At 62.9% G+C, this 17,627-nt stretch carries 13 protein-coding genes and 2 pseudogenes; 8 read left to right on the top strand and 7 right to left on the bottom strand.

What is annotated here, in order from left to right; all coding sequences use genetic code 11:
- Positions 1-126 precede the first annotated feature (126 nt).
- Positions 127-978 (top strand): formyltetrahydrofolate deformylase, encoded by an 852-nt coding sequence (purU, locus tag RR51_RS13250; protein ID WP_023662871.1) that lies wholly within the window; start codon positions 127-129, stop codon positions 976-978.
- A gap of 285 nt (positions 979-1,263) precedes the next feature.
- Here purU and RR51_RS13245 read toward each other — a convergent pair whose 3' ends face one another.
- The 5 genes and pseudogenes from RR51_RS13245 to RR51_RS31925 form a co-directional block, all read right to left on the bottom strand.
- Positions 1,264-2,256 (bottom strand): lysylphosphatidylglycerol synthase transmembrane domain-containing protein, encoded by a 993-nt coding sequence (locus tag RR51_RS13245; protein ID WP_039613775.1) that lies wholly within the window; start codon positions 2,254-2,256, stop codon positions 1,264-1,266.
- Entirely contained in the window at positions 2,253-3,017 is a 765-nt protein-coding gene (locus tag RR51_RS13240) for a DUF2334 domain-containing protein (protein ID WP_039613774.1), read from the bottom strand. Before RR51_RS13240 ends, RR51_RS13245 begins: the two co-directional genes overlap by 4 nt.
- Positions 3,010-4,131, bottom strand: a complete 1,122-nt coding sequence (locus RR51_RS13235) for a glycosyltransferase family 4 protein (RefSeq protein ID WP_039613773.1) — start codon at positions 4,129-4,131, stop codon at positions 3,010-3,012. The genes RR51_RS13240 and RR51_RS13235 overlap by 8 nt, the downstream gene beginning before the upstream one ends.
- Before the next feature lie 233 nt (positions 4,132-4,364).
- A pseudogene (locus RR51_RS31930) lies at positions 4,365-4,961 on the bottom strand (methyl-accepting chemotaxis protein); the annotation flags it as partial.
- Between the two features lie 261 nt (positions 4,962-5,222).
- Positions 5,223-6,239: pseudogene (locus RR51_RS31925) on the bottom strand (HAMP domain-containing protein); the annotation flags it as partial.
- A gap of 169 nt (positions 6,240-6,408) precedes the next feature.
- On the opposite strand from RR51_RS31925, the gene RR51_RS13225 reads away from it, so the two are divergent.
- Entirely contained in the window at positions 6,409-7,884 is a 1,476-nt protein-coding gene (locus RR51_RS13225; protein ID WP_039613771.1) for a helicase HerA-like domain-containing protein, read from the top strand.
- Positions 7,885-8,040: 156 nt separating this feature from the next.
- Here RR51_RS13225 and RR51_RS13220 read toward each other — a convergent pair whose 3' ends face one another.
- Both RR51_RS13220 and RR51_RS31210 read right to left on the bottom strand, forming a co-directional pair.
- Positions 8,041-9,513, bottom strand: a complete 1,473-nt coding sequence (locus RR51_RS13220) for an inorganic phosphate transporter (RefSeq protein ID WP_013974049.1) — start codon at positions 9,511-9,513, stop codon at positions 8,041-8,043.
- Between the two features lie 311 nt (positions 9,514-9,824).
- Positions 9,825-10,025, bottom strand: a complete 201-nt coding sequence (locus RR51_RS31210) for a hypothetical protein (RefSeq protein ID WP_003259583.1) — start codon at positions 10,023-10,025, stop codon at positions 9,825-9,827.
- Between the two features lie 488 nt (positions 10,026-10,513).
- Between RR51_RS31210 and pcaR the strand changes: the two genes are divergently transcribed.
- The 6 genes from pcaR (at position 10,514) to RR51_RS13185 (ending at position 17,626) form a co-directional block, all read left to right on the top strand.
- Entirely contained in the window at positions 10,514-11,404 is an 891-nt protein-coding gene (gene pcaR, locus RR51_RS13210) for a pca regulon transcriptional regulator PcaR (protein WP_013974048.1), read from the top strand.
- A gap of 327 nt (positions 11,405-11,731) precedes the next feature.
- Entirely contained in the window at positions 11,732-13,078 is a 1,347-nt protein-coding gene (locus RR51_RS13205) for an MFS transporter (protein WP_023660978.1), read from the top strand.
- A 230-nt stretch (positions 13,079-13,308) separates the two neighbouring features.
- A complete protein-coding gene (locus tag RR51_RS13200; protein WP_015271654.1) occupies positions 13,309-14,169 on the top strand; it encodes a CoA transferase subunit A in 861 nt (286 codons plus the stop codon).
- Positions 14,166-14,945 (top strand): CoA-transferase subunit beta, encoded by a 780-nt coding sequence (locus tag RR51_RS13195; protein ID WP_015271653.1) that lies wholly within the window; start codon positions 14,166-14,168, stop codon positions 14,943-14,945. The genes RR51_RS13200 and RR51_RS13195 overlap by 4 nt, the downstream gene beginning before the upstream one ends.
- Entirely contained in the window at positions 14,942-16,147 is a 1,206-nt protein-coding gene (pcaF, locus tag RR51_RS13190; RefSeq protein WP_169774743.1) for a 3-oxoadipyl-CoA thiolase, read from the top strand. Before RR51_RS13195 ends, pcaF begins: the two co-directional genes overlap by 4 nt.
- Before the next feature lie 189 nt (positions 16,148-16,336).
- Positions 16,337-17,626 (top strand): MFS family transporter, encoded by a 1,290-nt coding sequence (locus RR51_RS13185; protein WP_013974043.1) that lies wholly within the window; start codon positions 16,337-16,339, stop codon positions 17,624-17,626.
- Position 17,627: the final 1 nt, after the last annotated feature.

The raw sequence follows: 17,627 nt of genomic DNA, 5'->3' as shown, positions 1-17,627 counted from the left end.
TCTGTCAGAGAAAGCCGGCAGTGCATCTCGTCAGGGAACACAGGCCACGGCCGCTGCGATCATTACTGCGTTTTTCCTGGCGGGCCGCTAGAATGAGCGCCTTTGCGAAGTTCTGGAGTCTCATTCATGCGCACCTATCGTCTGGTGATCGCCTGCCCCGACCGTGTTGGCATCGTGGCGAAAGTCAGTAATTTCCTGGCCTTGTACAATGGCTGGATCAACGAAGCCAGCCACCACTCTGATGAGCAGAGCGGTTGGTTCTTCATGCGCCATGAAATCCGCGCCGAATCGCTGCCGTTCGGTATCGAAGCCTTCCGTGAGGCGTTTGCGCCGATCGCCGAAGAGTTCTCCATGACCTGGCGCATTACCGACTCGGCGCAGAAAAAGCGCGTGGTACTGATGGCCAGCCGCGAGTCGCACTGCCTGGCCGACCTGCTGCACCGCTGGCACACCGATGAACTGGACTGCGAGATCCCTTGCGTGATCTCCAACCACAACGACCTGCGCAGCATGGTCGAGTGGCACGGTATTCCGTTCTTCCATGTACCGGTCGACCCCAAGGACAAGGCACCGGCCTTTGCCGAAGTTTCGCGCCTGGTGCAGGAGCATGCCGCCGACGTGGTGGTGCTGGCCCGCTACATGCAGATCCTGCCGCCGCAGCTGTGCCAGGACTATGCTGAAAAGGTGATCAACATCCACCACAGCTTCCTGCCGTCGTTCGTCGGCGCCAAGCCGTATCACCAGGCCGCCCTTCGCGGTGTGAAACTGATCGGCGCGACCTGCCACTACGTTACCGAAGAGCTGGACGCCGGCCCGATCATCGAGCAGGACGTGGTACGTGTCAGCCATGCCGACAGCATCGATGACATGGTCCGCTTTGGCCGTGATGTGGAGAAGATGGTGTTGGCCCGTGGCCTGCGTTATCACCTGGAAGACCGGGTGCTGGTGCATGGCAACAAGACTGTAGTTTTTGATTGACGGCCTTGGGGCTGCTTTGCAGCCCATCGCCGGCAGGCCAGCTCCCACAGGTTTGCACATGGCTTGAGGTCGATGCGGTCGGTGTGGGAGCTGGCTTGCCGGCGAAAGGGGCGCAAGGCGCCCCCGGCAATCTTGAGGGATACGCAATGGCCAAGACCCGCAACAACCCCACTGCCTCACCCCCACCCACCCTCGGTGAAGGCTGCCTGGCCCGCTACGATCCCGAAGCCCTGGCCGATACCGATGGCACCGATTTCCCTGGCGCCGCGGAACTCTGGCAGCAGCTCAACCCGCCTGACGCCGCCAGCGATCCAGCAGCGGGCGCGCCAGCAGACACACAAACACCGGCCCACCCGCCAGCAGATAAAAGTAGTAAGTGACCGCCCGCCATATCAGGATCGCCGCAGCCGCGGTCGAACTGCCCACCAGTGGCGTCAGCAGGCTGGCCGAAGTCAGCTCGGCGGCGCCGGCACCACCCGGCAACAGGCTGAACTGGCCAGCACTGAGCGACAGCATCTGCACCAGGAAGCTGGGGATCCACGCCAAGTCTACCCCCAACCCCCTCAATACCAGATACAACACGCTGTAGCGCAGGCCCCAGTGGGCGCAGGTCAGGGTGAACACCAAGGTCAGCGTACGCTTGGGCAGGCGCCAGGTCTGCGCCAGTGCATCGATGAAGCGTAGCAGTTTGCGTGCCCAGCGCCGCTTGCGCTGGCGGCTCATGCCCAGGCGGCGCAGCAACCTGCCGTTCACGCGCATCACCGTGCGCCGGTAGCGCAGCAGGCCGATCACCCCGGCCAGTGCCGTGCACAGCAGCAACGCGCTGCCCAGCAACATGCTCTCCTGGCTGCGGCCCAGGCTGTGGAACAGCGCATAGCCGGCAATAGCCAGCATCGCGCAGAAAAAGAACACCAGGTCGTTCAGCTGATCCATTGCAAACACCGCGCCGCTGCGCGCCGGGCCGATCCGGTCACGTGCCAGCAGGGCCATCAGGGTCAAGGGGCCGCCGCTGCCGCCGGGGGTGGTACAGATGGCGAACTCGGTAGCCATCACCACACCCAGGCTGCGCAGACGTCCAAGCCTTGCTCCTTGCTGGCCGAGCAACAGGCGCAAGCGGATGGCGTTGATGACCCAGCAAAGCAGGATCATGCCCAGCAGGGTCAGCATGAGGCTGGGGGCGAAGCGCTGCAGCCTCGGTAAAAGCTCGCTGCCACCGAGCAGGGCCGGCACCAGCACGGCACCCAGCAGTGCCAGGGCCAGCCAGGCCAGGCGGTTCATACGCTGGCCTGGCGGTCGAGCCAGGTGGACTTGGTCAGCGGCTCGCGGCCCTGTGCCAGTAGCGTGTGCAAGGTGTTCAGCCAATAGTCGCGGGACGCGCGATGGCGCATGTCCACCGGGTGCAGGCCCAGGCGCAGGGTCTGGGCGTCGCGCCAGCGCCGGCATTGCCAGTCGCACAGCACCCGTGACAGGCCACGGCGCCAGGCACTGCGTGCACTCCAGACAAGCCCTGGGGCCTTGATCGCGGTGAAGTCCGGTAAACGATACAGGTGCTGTGGCGTGCTGGTGTAGCGCAGCGGCAGACGGCGCAGTGCCTGGCGGGTGCCTTCGCTCATCAGCCAGGCAGGCGCGACGAAGCCTGACACTGGCCAGCCCTGCTGGGCGAACAGTGCCAGGCCATGCTCCAGGCGTTGCAGGGCCTGCTGCTGGTCAAGGGCGTAGAATTCCCCTTCGTGGGTATAGATGCGGCGCATGAAGTATTCGCCGGGTGTGCGCGGTGGTGGCCCGCTGTCGGCATGGTAGAAGCCGTGCAGGGCAAGCTCGTCGCCCTGGGCCAGGCGCCGTTCCAGCAAGCGGCAGAAGGTAGGCGAGCGTTGCAGCGGGTTGCGGTGGTGAAAGTCCGGCACCACCAGCCAGGTCATTGGGATGCCGCCGATGGCGTCGACGGCCTGGACGAAAGGCTGGTAGTCCGGCCACGTTTCGGGCGCGACATCGTGCAGCACCAGCATCAGGCTGCGCGATGCCGGTAGCGGCTCAGCCATGGGCACGTACCTGTGGCTGGTGGCCGAGCACAGCCTGGTAGTGCTGCAGCAGGCCGGTGACCACGTTGTCCCACGAATAGTGCTGCTCGGCATGGCGACGGGCCTGTACCCCAAGCGTGCGCACACCGGCTTCGAACGCCTCTTGCACGGCCGTCGCCATGGCTTGGCTATCGTTGGGGCGGCACAAGCGCCCGCACTGTTCGTTGACGATTTCGCCGAAAGCACCTGCGCGCACGGCCACTACCGGCGTGGCGCTGGCCATCGCTTCGAGAATGACCAGGCCGAAGGTTTCCTGGTCGCCGGCATGCACCAGCAGGTCGGCGCTGGCCATCAGCCGGGCGACTTCCGGTGCCGGGCAGAAGTGACCGATCACACTGACGTTCCGCGGTACGTTGGCCGGCATGTTCGAACCCACCAACAGCAAGTGGTAGGGGTGGCCCAGGTGCTGCATGCAGTCGAGCAGCACTGGCAGGTTCTTTTCTCGCGAGCCACGGCCGGCGTAGATCAGCAGGCGACTGGTGTCTGCAATGCCCAGTTCGGCACGCAGTTGCGGGTCGCGCTGGTTGGGGTGGAAGGTGGCCAGGTCGACGCCCAGGCGCTGCACGTGCACATCGCGCACCCCCAGGCGGCGCAACTTGTCGGCCATGACCTGGCTGGGGGCCAGGACCCGGTCGAAATTGCCGTACAGCTTGCTGACATAGGCCTCTACATTGGGGGTAAACCAGTTGCCCATGCGGTTGCTGACCAGCAGCGGCAGATCGGAATGGTAGAAGCCGATTACCGGCACATCGAGCTTGCGCCGCGCTTCCAGCGCAGCCCAGGCGGTCAGGTAGGGGTCGCCGACTTCGATCAGGTCGGGCTTGAGCCTGCGTAGCACATTGCACCAAGGAGCCAGGCGTACCGGGAAGCGGTAGCCATTGCCGAACGGCAGCGGCGGTGCGGGCACCTGGTATATGCCATCGGCGTGCTGGGCGCTGGCACCAGGTATCAGCAAGCTGTGGCGGACGCCCTGGATGGCGTCGAGGCGGTGGTGTTTGGCATCAAGATAGGTACGTACGCCACCACTGGCGGGGGCGTAGAACATGGTGATGTCGGCGATGTGCACGATCAGCATCCCTCCGGGATCGTCTTCGGGTCTGTCATCCGGCGTTAACGGGCCGGCGATGACGCGCCTAAAGGTTGACCTATCAGAAGGATAGTTTGTTCGATCGGGGTTGGGTGGGGCGGGGGATCGGTGTGGGCTTGTTCGCGGGCTTGCCCGCTCCCACAGGGATTACACAGGCTTCAGGGTCTGTGCAGTTCCTGTGGGAGCGGGCGCGCCCGCGAAGCAGGCGACGCGGATTGAGATCAGATGCGGAAGCTGCCCACCAGGTGCTTCAGGCGGCCGGCCTGCTGCTCCAGGTCGGAGCAGGCACGCAGGGTGGCCTGCAAGTTTTCCACGCCCTCCTGGTTGAGCATGTTGATCTCGTTGATGTCCATGTTGATCGCCTCGACCACGGCGGTCTGCTCTTCGGTGGCGGTGGCTACCGACTGGTTCATGCCGTCGATCTCGCCGATCCGCACGGTAACGCTGTCCAGCCGCTCACCGGCCTGGTTGGCGATCTGCATGCTGTCCTGGCTGTGGCGCTGGCTCTGGTCCATGGTCTCGACCGATTCGCGCGCGCCGATCTGCAGTTCTTCGATCATGGTCTGCACCTGTTGCGCCGACTCCTGGGTGCGGTGCGCCAGGTTGCGTACTTCATCGGCGACCACGGCAAAACCACGCCCGGCTTCACCGGCACGGGCCGCTTCGATGGCCGCGTTCAGCGCCAGCAGGTTGGTCTGCTGGGAAATGCTGGTGATCACCTCAAGGATCTGACCGATGTTGACGGTCTTGCTGTTCAGCGTCTCGATGTGCGCGCTGGAAGTGACGATCAGGTCGGACAGGCGGTTCATTGCTGCAATGTTGCGTTCCACCACTTGCTGTCCTTCTTCGGCCAGCAACCGCGCCGAACTGGCGTGCTGCGAGGCCTGGGCGGCGTTGCCGGCAATCTCCTGGGCGGCGGCGCCCAGTTCGTTGATGGCGGCGGCCACGCTGTTGGTACGGTTGGACTGTTCGTCGGAGTTGGTCATCGACGAGTTCGAGGCACTGATGACCCGCAGGGCTACTTCGTTGACCTGCTCGGTGGCCGAGGACACTTCGCGGATCGAACTGTGAATACGTTCGACAAAACGGTTGAAGGCGCTGCCCAAAATGCCGAATTCGTCATGGTTGTGGATACGCAGGCGCTTGGTCAGGTCGCCTTCACCTTCGGCGATGTCTTCCATGGCGCGGGTCATGGTGTGCAGCGGCTGCATCAGCACACGGATCAGCAGGCCGAGCAGGCCGATGATGATCACCACCGCCACCAGCGTGGCGATCACCGCCGAGGTGCGGAAGGTGCTGAGCATCGAGAAGGCCTTGTCCTTGTCCACCGACAGGCCGATGTACCAGTTGGCCGACGGCAGGCCGGTGATCGGGGTGAAGGTCAGCAGGCGGGCCTGGCCGTCGCTCTGCACTTCGGTCAGCTCACCGCTCAGTTTCGGCGTGTGCTGCGGGAACAGGTCCGATAGCGACTTCATCACCAGGTCTTTGTCCGGGTGCACCAGGATCTTGCCTTGATCGTTGACCAGGAAGGCATAGCCCATGCCGCCGAAGTTCAGCGAGTTGATGATCTGCACCAGGCCGTCCAGGGCCAGGTCGCCACCGACCACACCGACACTGGCGGAAACCTTGCTGAGGATGCCGATGACCATCTTGTTGGTGGTCATGTCGATGTACGGCTCGGTCAGGGTCGCGCCGGCGGCATTCATGCCGTCCTTGTACCAGGGGCGGGTGCGCGGGTCGTAACCGTCGGGCATTTTCGAATCAGGGCGCACGCTGAAGCCACCGTCGACCTTGCCCAGGTAGACGGTGAGGAAGCTGGAAACCAGCGCATTCTGGCCCATCAGGGTTTCGGCGTTGGTCGGGTCCTGGGCTATGTTCTGTGCCAGGTTTTCCACCAGCTTGATACGGCCTTCGAACAGGTTGCGGATATTGGTCGAAGTGGAAGCGCCCATTTCAGCCAGATAGTTCTCGAGGTCCTCGCGGATCGCATTACGCTGGAGGTAATCGTTGTAGAGCGTGAAAAGGCTGAAGGCGAGTATCACGATCAGTGATGCTGCCAAAAGAATCTTGTGGCTGAAACGAAGGCTTTTGTTCATGGCGTAATCGGTTCCGCTAAGGTTTCATATCAGGCGTTTGCACGCGTGGAGTCGCAAAGCAGTGCAATATCCCGAAAAGTCCCTTTTCGGTTGTTCCTCTCTATTAAGGCGAATATCACCCACAGGTATCGGCCGAATTACGGTAAAGCTTGAGCAGAGGATTTAAGAGATGTCGGAAATTTCGACCATCGTTGTAGGTGCTGGCCCGGATGGCCAGCCGGTTGGGCAAGCCATGAGGTTGGCCAACCGCCATGGCCTGGTAGCGGGCGCTACGGGTACTGGCAAGACCGTCACCTTGCAGCATCTGGCGGAAGCGTTCAGTGACGCGGGGGTTGCGGTGTTCGCCGCCGATGTCAAAGGCGACCTGTGCGGCCTGGGCGCTGCTGGTGCGCCGCAGGGCAAGGTGGCCGAGCGCATCGCCGGCATGCCCTGGCTGGGGCACAGGCCCCAGGCTTACCCGGTGAGCCTGTGGGACATTGCCGGGCAGTCCGGCCACCCGCTGCGTACCACCCTCAGTGAAATGGGGCCGCTGCTGCTGGGCAACCTGCTGGAACTGACCGACAGCCAACAGGCGGCGCTGTATGCGGCGTTCAAGGTAGCCGACCGTGAAGGCCTGCTGCTGCTCGACCTCAAGGACCTCAAGGCGCTGCTCGCGCACCTGAAGGACAACCCGCAACTGCTGGGCGAAGACAGCGCGCTGATGACCACGGCCTCCACTCAGGCGCTTTTGCGCCGGTTGGCGACCCTGGAGCAGCAGGGCGCCGAGGCATTGTTCGGTGAACCGGGGTTGCAGCTCGAGGACCTCCTGCGGCCAGACCCGGATGGCCGTGGGCGTATCCACCTGCTGGACGCCAGCCGGTTGGTTCACGATGCACCGAAGGTGTACGCGACCTTCCTGTTGTGGCTGCTGGCCGAGTTGTTCGAGCAACTGCCCGAGCGCGGTGATGCCGACAAGCCGGTGCTGGCGTTGTTCTTCGATGAAGCGCACTTGTTGTTCAACGATACACCCAAGGCATTGCAGGATCGTCTGGAGCAGGTGGTGCGGCTGATTCGTTCCAAGGGCGTGGGTGTGTACTTCGTCACCCAGTCGCCGGGGGACTTGCCAGATGCGGTGCTGGCCCAGTTGGGCTTGCGCATTCAGCATGGCTTGCGGGCGTTCACTGCCAAGGAGCAGAAGTCGCTGCGGGCGGTGGCTGATGGCTTCCGCCCCAACCCGGCGTTCGACACCTTGGCGGTGCTGACCGAACTGGGTATTGGCGAGGCGCTGGTTGGGACACTGGAAGAGAAGGGCACGCCAGCGATGGTGCAGCGTGTGCTGATTGCACCGCCGCAGTCGCGTATCGGGCCGTTGAGCGCGGCTGAGCGCAGTGCGCTGATTGCCAATTCGCCGCTGGCGGGGCGTTACGACAAGCCGGTGGACCGTGAGTCTGCCTATGAGATGCTGACCCAGCGCAAGGGAGAGCCGGTGGAGCCCGTGCCGCAACCCAAGGCGGATGAAGAAAGCTTTGCCGACAAGGCTGGTGAGTTCTTGCAAAGTGCGGCAGGGCAGGCCATCAAGTCGGCGGTGCGCCAGGCGGCCAACCAGTTGGGGCGGCAGTTGGTGCGAGGGTTGATGGGGTCGTTGCTGGGGGGCAAAAAAAGGTAGGTTGCCTGTACCGGCCCCTTCGCGGGTAAACCCGCTCCCACAGGTTCATCACAGATATCAAGAGCTGTGCATTACCTGTGGGAGCGGGTTTACCCGCGAAGAGGCCGGTACAGAAAAAAGGCGACCCGAAGGCCGCCTCTTTCAGAACCGTATCACTTAGCCAATGGCTTTGGACGCCAGCCAGAACAGGCCGGCCGCCAGGCCCATCGATGCAGGCAGGGTCAGTACCCAGGCCAGCAGGATGGTCTTCACGGTGCCGCCTTGCAGGCCGCTCTTGTTGGCGACCATGGTGCCGGCCACACCGGACGACAGCACGTGGGTGGTCGATACCGGCAGGGCGAAGATGTTGGCCATGCCGATGGCGCAAGCCGCGGTGATCTGTGCCGACATGCCCTGGGCATAGGTCATGCCCTGCTTGCCGATCTTCTCGCCAACGGTCAGTACCACGCGCTTCCAGCCGACCATGGTACCCAGGCCCAGGGCCAGGGCGACAGCCACGATCACCCAGAACGGGGCGTACTCGGTAGTGGCGGTCAGGTCTTTGCGCAGTTTTTCCAGATCGGCCTTTTCACGGGCTTCCAGACCTGGCAGCTTGCCGACCTTCTTCGCCGTGTCGTCCAGGCACAGCAGGTAGCGGCGCACTTCGACACGCTTGTCGGCACTCAGGCTGTGGTAGTCGGTCACGCCCTGCAGCGAGGACTGCAGCGCGGCAATGGTCGGCTCGGTCTGCTGCGGGTTGCAGCTGAACTGCTCCGGCAGGTCGCTGGACTTGGCCTTGCCCAGTGCCAGGAACTCGCCCAGGGTGGCGGCGTTGCGCTGGTAGAACTGGCTCATGTGCAAGGTGGCGTCGCGGGTACGCTCGATCTGGTAGGTGGTGCTGTTCAGGTCGAGAACGAACTTGGCCGGGACGATACCGATCAGCACCAGCATGATCAGGCCGATGCCTTTCTGGCCGTCGTTGGAGCCGTGCACGAAGCTCACACCCATGGCCGAAACCACCAGTACCAGGCGGTTCCAGAACGGTGGGTGTTTTTTGTCGTCGAGCTTGCGGCGCTGCTCGGGGGTCTTGTGCATCTTCGACAGCGGACGCCACCACTTGAGGCCGATCAGCACCATAGCGGCAACGGCGAAGCCGGCCATCGGCGAGACCACCAGCGACATGGCGATGTCGATAGCCTTCTGCCAGTTGACACCGTCGCCCAGCGGGATGTCGTTGATCAGGGCGTTGGCCAGGCCGACGCCGAGGATGGAGCCGATCAGCGTGTGCGAGCTGGAGGCGGGGATACCGAAGTACCAGGTGCCCAGGTTCCAGGTGATGGCCGCAGCCAGCAGCGAGAAGACCATGGCCAGGCCGTGTCCGGTGTTCACATTGATCAGCAGCTCTACTGGCAGCAGGTGCACGATGGCATAGGCCACCCCGACACCGCCGAGCAGAACGCCAAGGAAGTTGAACACGCCGGAGAAGAACACGGCGAGGTGCGGCGGCATGGCTTTGGTATAGATGACGGTAGCTACCGCGTTGGCGGTGTCATGAAAGCCATTGATGAACTCGAAGGCGAGCACGAAGGTCAAGGCGAGCAGCAGGCTCACCAACACCCAGGCATCCAGTCCGCTGAATAATTCGATCATGAAGGTTGTCTGGCGGTCTTAGGGGGGCGGGATTATGCCAGAAAACGTTGGCAATCGATGCATTTGCGACAGACCGACGGCAATCTTCCTGGCGCGAGCGTGATGTGCACGGTGCGACGTGCCGGCAGGGAAATATCCGCTAAAGCGCGTAAAAGCTGGCGAAAACCGGCAAAAAGCTGGATAAAAAGCCGCTTCGCTTCTTTTCAAACGGGCGTATGAAATTTGTGTAATTCCATTTCACCATCGGCCGGACAGTAAAGATCGACCGCGCCCGGGCTGGCCGGGCGACGACGCGCTGGCGTGGTCCCGGGTCAGGGAGTGTCGCTGCGCAGTTCCTTTTCCATACGTTCCAGTTCCTGGCTGAAGGCCTGGTCGCGCACGCTGGCGCGCTTGCGCCAAGGTTTGCGTTCCGGATCCGGTTGTGCGGCGTAAGTGGTGACTTCGCCACCATAAACATCCTTGTAACGTTCAGCCTGGCGCTCGAGTTCCGCGCGCAGTTCATCTTTCGTCACAGTAGTACCTGAATTAAGTTTGATGACAGTTGTTATGCGTTGTGCAGCGTGCACATGCCTTGCTGGCCGCAACGGCTTGATACAGCGGAGGGTTCCATTACCACGGCATCGTCGAGGCCTGCGCAATCGATTATAGCAATCGATATTCGCCGAACATCGTAATTTACCCAACCCTGACATCACAAGACGCAAGTAAGGGAATGCATTCGATGACAGTTCGGGCCTTTCGTACAAGTTTGAAAGGCAATACGGACAAAAGTTCGTTGCAGTGCAGCAGCGGGACCGTCGACCGGGAGGGTAATGAAAAACGGCCTCGCCAAAAGGCGAGGCCGTTGCCTGGGGACTTCTACGGTGGGTACCTGACCAGTCTCTCCAAAGAAGCCACAAGTGGCATGAGAAAGGTATAAGTAAAAGTGTCAGCGGTCAATTGCGATTATCGGCCGTTTGTTCGATAATCGCACGAGTGGGCGTTTTTTTTGAGGTGTGCGATGAGTGACGAAACCTTGGCCAGCGATTCCGTCAATCCAGAGTCGGTCAACCTGGAGCAGGGGCGACCTGCCTCGGCAGCCCTGGCACCGCCGATCGTGGCGTCACCGGCCAAGCGCATCCAGGCCTTTACCGGCGACCCGGACTTCATGACCTCCCTGGCGCGAGGCCTGGCAGTCATCCAGGCCTTTCAGGAACGCAAGCGCCACCTGACCATCGCCCAGATCAGCCACCGCACCGAAATCCCCCGTGCGGCGGTACGGCGTTGCCTGCACACGTTGATCAAGCTGGGTTACGCCACCACCGACGGGCGTACCTATTCGCTGCTGCCCAAGGTGCTGACGCTGGGGCATGCGTACCTGTCGTCGACGCCGCTGGCGATTTCTGCCCAGCCTTACCTGGACCGCATCAGCGACCAGCTGCACGAGGCGGCCAACATGGCCACGCTCGAAGGTGACGACATCCTTTATATAGCCCGTTCGGCGACCGTGGAGCGGTTGATTTCGGTCGATCTGTCGGTGGGCGGGCGCCTGCCGGCCTATTGCACATCGATGGGGCGTATTCTGTTGGCGGCCATGGATGACACCAGCCTGCGTGAATACCTGGAGCGTGCCGACCTGAAGGCGCGTACCAGCCGTACCTTGCACGACCCCGAGTCGCTGTTCGCCTGTATCCAGCAGGTGCGTGCCCAGGGCTGGTGCGTGGTAGACCAGGAGCTGGAGCAGGGGCTGCGTTCGATTGCGGTGCCGGTGTATGACGCCTCGGGGCAGGTGCTGGCGGCGTTGAATGTGAGTACCCATGTCGGGCGGGTGACGCGCAGTGAGCTGGAGCAGCGGTTCTTGCCGATCCTGCTCGCAGCCAGCCGGGACCTTTGCCATCAGTTGTTTGGCTGAGCCCCGCAGGGCGCACAGCGCGCCACTTTCAAATTTAGAACAGGAAAAACCCTTTCCTGTGCGATAAACGCACAGTGTCGTTCGCGGTGAATTGCGCCGCCTCCGCCCTCTGATTAATGTCTCTCGCAACGGTCGGCTGTGCCGACCGAACAAGAAAAACATAAGAGGCACTTAACATGAATACTGTCCCCTCGCTGCCGCGGCCGCACCCGCGCGCAGTACCGTTATATCCAGGCTGACGCCGGCCGCGTTCCCCAAATCATCGTCCTCTGTACCGTTTGATCGCGTGCAGTGGGCTGGCTGTGCCCCTCATTCTGGAAAACAATAATGAATCAAGCGCAAACCAACGTCGGCAATAGCCTCGACGTCCAGTCGTTCATCAATCAGCAGCCGCTGTCCCGCTACCAATGGCGGGTGGTGTTGCTGTGCTTCCTGATCGTCTTCCTCGATGGCCTGGACACCGCCGCCATGGGCTTCATCGCCCCGGCCCTTTCGCAGGAGTGGGGGATAGATCGCGCCAGCCTCGGCCCGGTCATGAGTGCTGCATTGATCGGTATGGTTTTCGGTGCCCTCGGCTCCGGCCCGCTGGCGGACCGTTTTGGCCGCAAGGGCGTGCTGGTGGGCGCAGTGCTGGTATTCGGTGGCTTCAGCCTGGCCTCGGCCTACGCCACCAACGTCGATCAGTTGCTGGTGTTGCGCTTCCTGACTGGCCTGGGCCTTGGTGCAGGTATGCCCAACGCCACCACGCTATTGTCTGAATATACCCCCGAGCGCCTCAAGTCGCTGTTGGTGACCAGCATGTTCTGCGGCTTCAACCTGGGCATGGCCGGTGGTGGTTTCATTTCCGCCAAGATGATCCCGGCCTACGGCTGGCACAGCCTGCTGGTGATCGGTGGCGTGCTGCCGTTGCTGCTGGCGCTTGTGCTGATGGTGTGGCTGCCGGAGTCAGCGCGGTTCCTGGTGGTGCGCAACCGGGGGACCGACAAGGTGCGCAAGACCTTGTCGCCCATCGCGCCACAGGTGGTGGCCGAGGCGGGCAGCTTCAGCGTGCCGGAGCAAAAGGCAGTGGCTGCGCGCAACGTGTTTGCGCTGATCTTCTCCGGTACCTACGGCATGGGCACCATGCTGTTGTGGCTGACCTATTTCATGGGCCTTGTGATCGTCTACCTGCTGACTAGCTGGTTGCCAACCTTGATGCGCGACAGCGGCGCGAGCATGGAACAGGCTGCCTTCATCGGCGCACTGTTCCAGTTCGGTGGCGTGCTTAGCGCCGTCGGTGTGGGTTGGGCCATGGACCGCTTCAATCCGCACAAGGTGATCGGCATTTTCTACCTGCTGGCCGGGGTGTTCGCCTACGCCGTGGGGCAGAGCCTGGGCAACATCACCGTATTGGCCACGCTGGTGCTGGTTGCCGGCATGTGCGTGAACGGTGCCCAATCGGCGATGCCTTCGCTGGCGGCGCGCTTCTATCCGACACAGGGCCGCGCCACAGGGGTATCGTGGATGCTGGGTATCGGCCGCTTCGGTGCGATTCTCGGGGCCTGGAGTGGTGCGACGCTGCTGGGGCTGGGCTGGAACTTCGAACAGGTGCTGACGGCATTGCTGGTGCCGGCGGGGCTGGCGACCGTGGGTGTGATCGTGAAAGGGCTGGTGAGCCACGCTGACGCGACCTGAAGCCCGAGGGCCGCTTTGCGGCCCTTCGCAGCACAAGGCTGCTCCTACAAAGGCGACGCCGCCCGCTGTAGGAGCAGCCTTGTGCTGCGAAGAATTCGACACGTTAGTGAATGAGTAGCAGGACAACAAATGGTTCGATAATCGCACAAATAGTCGATTATCGGATTGTAAGCCACCCACCAGTCTCCTTAATCTGAGCTCACCGAAGCACCCTGACCAGGAGTCTCCAAATGGCTGCAATTCTCCCGCTTCACGAAGCCGTGAAGCAGTTCATCCAGGATGGCGATACCGTCGCCCTCGAAGGTTTCACCCACCTGATCCCGACTGCCGCCGGCCACGAGATCATCCGTCAGGGCAAGCGCGACCTGACCCTGGTGCGCATGACTCCGGACCTGATCTACGACCAGCTGATCGGCGCCGGCTGCGCCAGCAAGCTGATCTTCTCCTGGGGTGGTAACCCAGGTGTCGGTTCGCTGCACCGCCTGCGTGATGCCGTCGAGAAGCAGTGGCCACACGCCATCGAAATTGAAGAACACAGCCATGCCGACCTGGCAAACGCCTATGTCGCCGGTGCTTCTGGCCTGCCGTTCGCCGTGCTGCGTGCCTACGCCGGCTCCGACCTGCCGAAGGTCAACCCGCTGATCAAGAGCGTCACCTGCCCGTTCACCGGTGAAGTGCTGGCAGCCGTGCCGTCGGTGCGCCCGGATGTGACCGTGATCCATGCGCAAAAGGCCGACCGCAAAGGCAATGTGCTGCTGTGGGGCATCCTCGGCGTGCAGAAGGAAGCCGCCCTGGCCGCCAAGCGCTGCATCGTCACCGTCGAGGAAATCGTCGACGACCTGCAGGCCCCGATGAACGCCTGTGTGCTGCCGACCTGGGCCCTGAGCGCGGTATGCCTGGTACCTGGCGGTGCGCACCCGTCCTATGCCCACGGCTACTACGAGCGTGACAACCGCTTCTACCAGGCCTGGGACCCGATCGCGCGTAGCCGCGAATCGTTCACCGCCTGGATCGACACCTACATCCGTGGCACTGCCGATTTCAACGAATTCAAGGCCAAGCTGGCCAGCACTGCGGAGGCCGCACAATGAGCTACTCCACTTCCGAAATGATGACCGTCGCTGCAGCCCGTCGCCTGCGCAACGGTGCTGTGTGCTTCGTCGGCATCGGCCTGCCATCCAAGGCTGCCAACCTGGCGCGCCTGACATCGTCGCCAGACGTGGTGCTGATCTACGAATCCGGCCCGATCGGCGCCAAGCCAAGCGTGCTGCCGCTGTCTATCGGCGACGGCGAGCTGGCCGAAACCGCTGACACCGTGGTGCCGACCGGCGAGATCTTCCGCTACTGGCTGCAAGGTGGGCGCATCGACGTCGGCTTCCTCGGCGCCGCCCAGGTCGACCGCTTCGGCAATATCAACACTACCGTCGTCGGTGATTACCACGCCCCGAAAACCCGCCTGCCAGGTGCTGGTGGCGCACCGGAAATCGCTGGTTCCGCCAAGCAGGTGCTGATCATCCTCAAGCAGTCGCCGCGTGCCTTTGTCGACAAGCTGGACTTCATCACCTCGGTTGGCCACGGTGAAGGCGGCGACTCGCGCAAACGCCTTGGCCTGCCAGGCGACGGCCCGGTCGGCATTATCACCGACCTGTGCATCATGGAGCCGGAAGCCGGCACCCACGAATTCGTCGTCACTGCGATCCACCCGGGTGTGACCCGCGAGCAGATTATCGCCGCCACTGGCTGGGCGATCCGCTTTGCCGACGATGTGCAGACCACCGCCGAACCGACCGAAGTCGAGCTGTCCGCCCTGCGTGACCTCGAAGCCCGTACCGCCGCGGCCCATGGCCAGGTCGCAGGAGAAGCCTGATGCGCGACGTATTCATCTGTGACGCCATTCGCACCCCGATCGGCCGCTTCGGTGGCGCCCTGGCCGGCGTGCGGGCCGACGACCTGGCCGCCGTGCCACTGAAGGCGCTGATCGAGCGCAACCCGACCGTGCAGTGGGATCAGGTTGACGAAGTGTTCTTCGGCTGCGCCAACCAGGCTGGTGAAGACAACCGCAACGTGGCACGCATGGCGCTGCTGCTGGCCGGCCTGCCGGAGAGCATTCCGGGTGTCACCTTGAACCGCCTGTGCGCGTCGGGCATGGATGCCATTGGCACTGCCTTCCGCGCCATTGCCAGCGGCGAAATGGAGCTGGCGATTGCCGGCGGCGTCGAGTCGATGTCGCGTGCCCCGTTCGTCATGGGCAAGGCCGAAAGCGGCTATTCGCGCAACATGAAGCTCGAAGACACCACCATCGGCTGGCGTTTCATCAACCCGCTGATGAAGAGCCAGTACGGTGTGGATTCCATGCCGGAAACCGCCGACAACGTGGCCGACGATTACCAGGTTTCGCGTGCCGACCAGGACGCCTTCGCCCTGCGCAGCCAGCAGAAGGCTGCTGCGGCCCAGGCCGCCGGCTTCTTCGCCGAAGAGATCGTGCCGGTGCGTATCGCGCACAAGAAGGGCGAGACCATCGTCGAGCGAGACGAACACCTGCGCCCGGAAACCACGCTGGAAGCCTTGACCAAGCTCAAGCCGGTCAACGGCCCGGACAAGACCGTCACCGCCGGCAATGCCTCGGGCGTGAACGACGGTGCCGCGGCGTTGATCCTGGCTTCGGCCGAGGCTGTGAAGAAACACGGCCTGACCCCACGTGCCCGCGTACTGGGCATGGCCAGCGCCGGTGTTGCACCGCGAGTGATGGGCATTGGTCCGGTGCCGGCAGTGCGCAAGCTGACCGAGCGCCTGGGTGTGGCGGTGAATGATTTCGATGTGATCGAGCTCAACGAAGCCTTTGCCAGCCAAGGTCTGGCGGTGCTGCGTGAGCTGGGTGTGGCCGACGATGCACCGCAGGTGAACCCCAACGGCGGTGCCATCGCCCTGGGCCACCCGCTGGGCATGAGCGGTGCGCGGCTGGTGTTGACTGCGCTTCACCAGCTGGAGAAGAGCGGTGGGCGTAAGGGCCTGGCGACCATGTGTGTGGGCGTAGGCCAAGGTTTGGCGCTGGCCATCGAGCGGGTTTGACCTGTACCGGCCTCTTCGCGGGTAAACCCGCTCCCACAGGGGGAACCACGCCTCCCACTGTGGGAGCGGGCTTGCCCGCGAAGAGGCCGGTCCTGCCAGACTCAAGGCCAGATGCCAGCCAGATAGCGGAACGAGTGTGTTACCAGGTGTGTCTAGAATTACCTGCGACCCTCCAGGAGTAAACTCACCATGACCTCAACCTATTACACCGGCGAAGAACGCAGCAAACGCATCTTCGCTATCGTTGGTGCCTCTTCGGGCAACCTGGTGGAATGGTTCGACTTCTACGTCTATGCCTTCTGCGCGATCTACTTTGCCCCGGCTTTCTTCCCCTCCGACGACCCCACCGTGCAGTTGTTGAACACGGCAGGCGTGTTCGCCGCGGGCTTTCTGATGCGCCCCATCGGTGGCTGGATCTTCGGCCGCCTCGCTGACCGCCATGGTCGCAAGAATTCCCTGATGATCTCGGTGCTGATGATGTGCTTCGGCTCCCTGATGATCGCCTGCCTGCCTACCTATGCCAGCATCGGCACCTGGGCCCCGGCGCTGCTATTGCTGGCCCGGTTGATCCAGGGCCTGTCGGTAGGCGGCGAGTACGGCACCACTGCCACTTACATGAGTGAAGTAGCCCTGCGCGGCCAGCGCGGTTTCTTCGCCTCGTTCCAGTACGTGACCCTGATCGGCGGCCAGTTGCTGGCGGTGCTGGTGGTGGTGATCCTGCAGCAGCTGCTCACCGAAGAAGAGTTGCGCGCCTGGGGCTGGCGCATTCCGTTCGTGGTTGGTGCCATTGCCGCACTGATCTCGCTGATGCTGCGCCGCTCGCTGCATGAGACCAGCAGCGCCGAAACCCGCCAGGACAAGGATGCAGGCACCATCAAGGGCCTGTTCCGCGACCACGCGGCGGCCTTCATCACCGTGCTCGGCTATACCGCGGGCGGTTCGCTGATCTTCTACACCTTCACCACCTACATGCAGAAGTACCTGGTCAACACCGCTGGCATGACCGCAAAAAACGCCAGCTACGTGATGACCGGCGCGCTGTTCCTGTTCATGGTGCTGCAGCCGTTCTTCGGCATGCTCTCCGACCGCATCGGCCGGCGTAACTCGATGATGCTGTTCGGTGCCCTGGGTACGCTGTTCACCGTGCCGTTGCTGATGGCGCTGAAGACCGTGAGCAGCCCTTTCATGGCCTTCGTGCTGATTTCCCTGGCGTTGTGTATCGTCAGTTTCTACACCTCGATCAGCGGCCTGGTGAAGGCCGAGATGTTCCCGCCGCAGGTGCGCGCACTGGGTGTGGGCCTGGCCTATGCGGTGGCAAACGCGGCGTTCGGCGGTTCGGCCGAGTACGTGGCCCTGGGCCTGAAGACCTTGGGCATGGAAAACACTTTCTACTGGTACGTGACGGCGATGATGGCGATTGCCTTCCTGTTCAGCCTGCGCCTGCCGAAGCAGGCCGCGTACCTGCACCACGATAATTAAG

The sequence above is a fragment of the Pseudomonas sp. C5pp genome, from assembly GCF_000814065.1.
Lineage (GTDB): Bacteria > Pseudomonadota > Gammaproteobacteria > Pseudomonadales > Pseudomonadaceae > Aquipseudomonas > Aquipseudomonas asiatica.
Note: the sequence above shows the minus strand (reverse complement) of the source record. Positions and strands in the feature narration are given on the sequence as shown.

Coding starts and splice junctions, on each gene's coding strand:
- purU (WP_023662871.1), top strand. CDS start 127: ATGCGCACCTATCGTCTGGTGATCGCCTGCCCCGACCGTGTTGGCATC.
- RR51_RS13245 (WP_039613775.1), bottom strand. CDS start 2,256: ATGAACCGCCTGGCCTGGCTGGCCCTGGCACTGCTGGGTGCCGTGCTG.
- RR51_RS13240 (WP_039613774.1), bottom strand. CDS start 3,017: ATGGCTGAGCCGCTACCGGCATCGCGCAGCCTGATGCTGGTGCTGCAC.
- RR51_RS13235 (WP_039613773.1), bottom strand. CDS start 4,131: ATGCTGATCGTGCACATCGCCGACATCACCATGTTCTACGCCCCCGCC.
- RR51_RS13225 (WP_039613771.1), top strand. CDS start 6,409: ATGTCGGAAATTTCGACCATCGTTGTAGGTGCTGGCCCGGATGGCCAG.
- RR51_RS13220 (WP_013974049.1), bottom strand. CDS start 9,513: ATGATCGAATTATTCAGCGGACTGGATGCCTGGGTGTTGGTGAGCCTG.
- pcaR (WP_013974048.1), top strand. CDS start 10,514: ATGAGTGACGAAACCTTGGCCAGCGATTCCGTCAATCCAGAGTCGGTC.
- RR51_RS13205 (WP_023660978.1), top strand. CDS start 11,732: ATGAATCAAGCGCAAACCAACGTCGGCAATAGCCTCGACGTCCAGTCG.
- RR51_RS13200 (WP_015271654.1), top strand. CDS start 13,309: ATGGCTGCAATTCTCCCGCTTCACGAAGCCGTGAAGCAGTTCATCCAG.
- RR51_RS13195 (WP_015271653.1), top strand. CDS start 14,166: ATGAGCTACTCCACTTCCGAAATGATGACCGTCGCTGCAGCCCGTCGC.
- RR51_RS13185 (WP_013974043.1), top strand. CDS start 16,337: ATGACCTCAACCTATTACACCGGCGAAGAACGCAGCAAACGCATCTTC.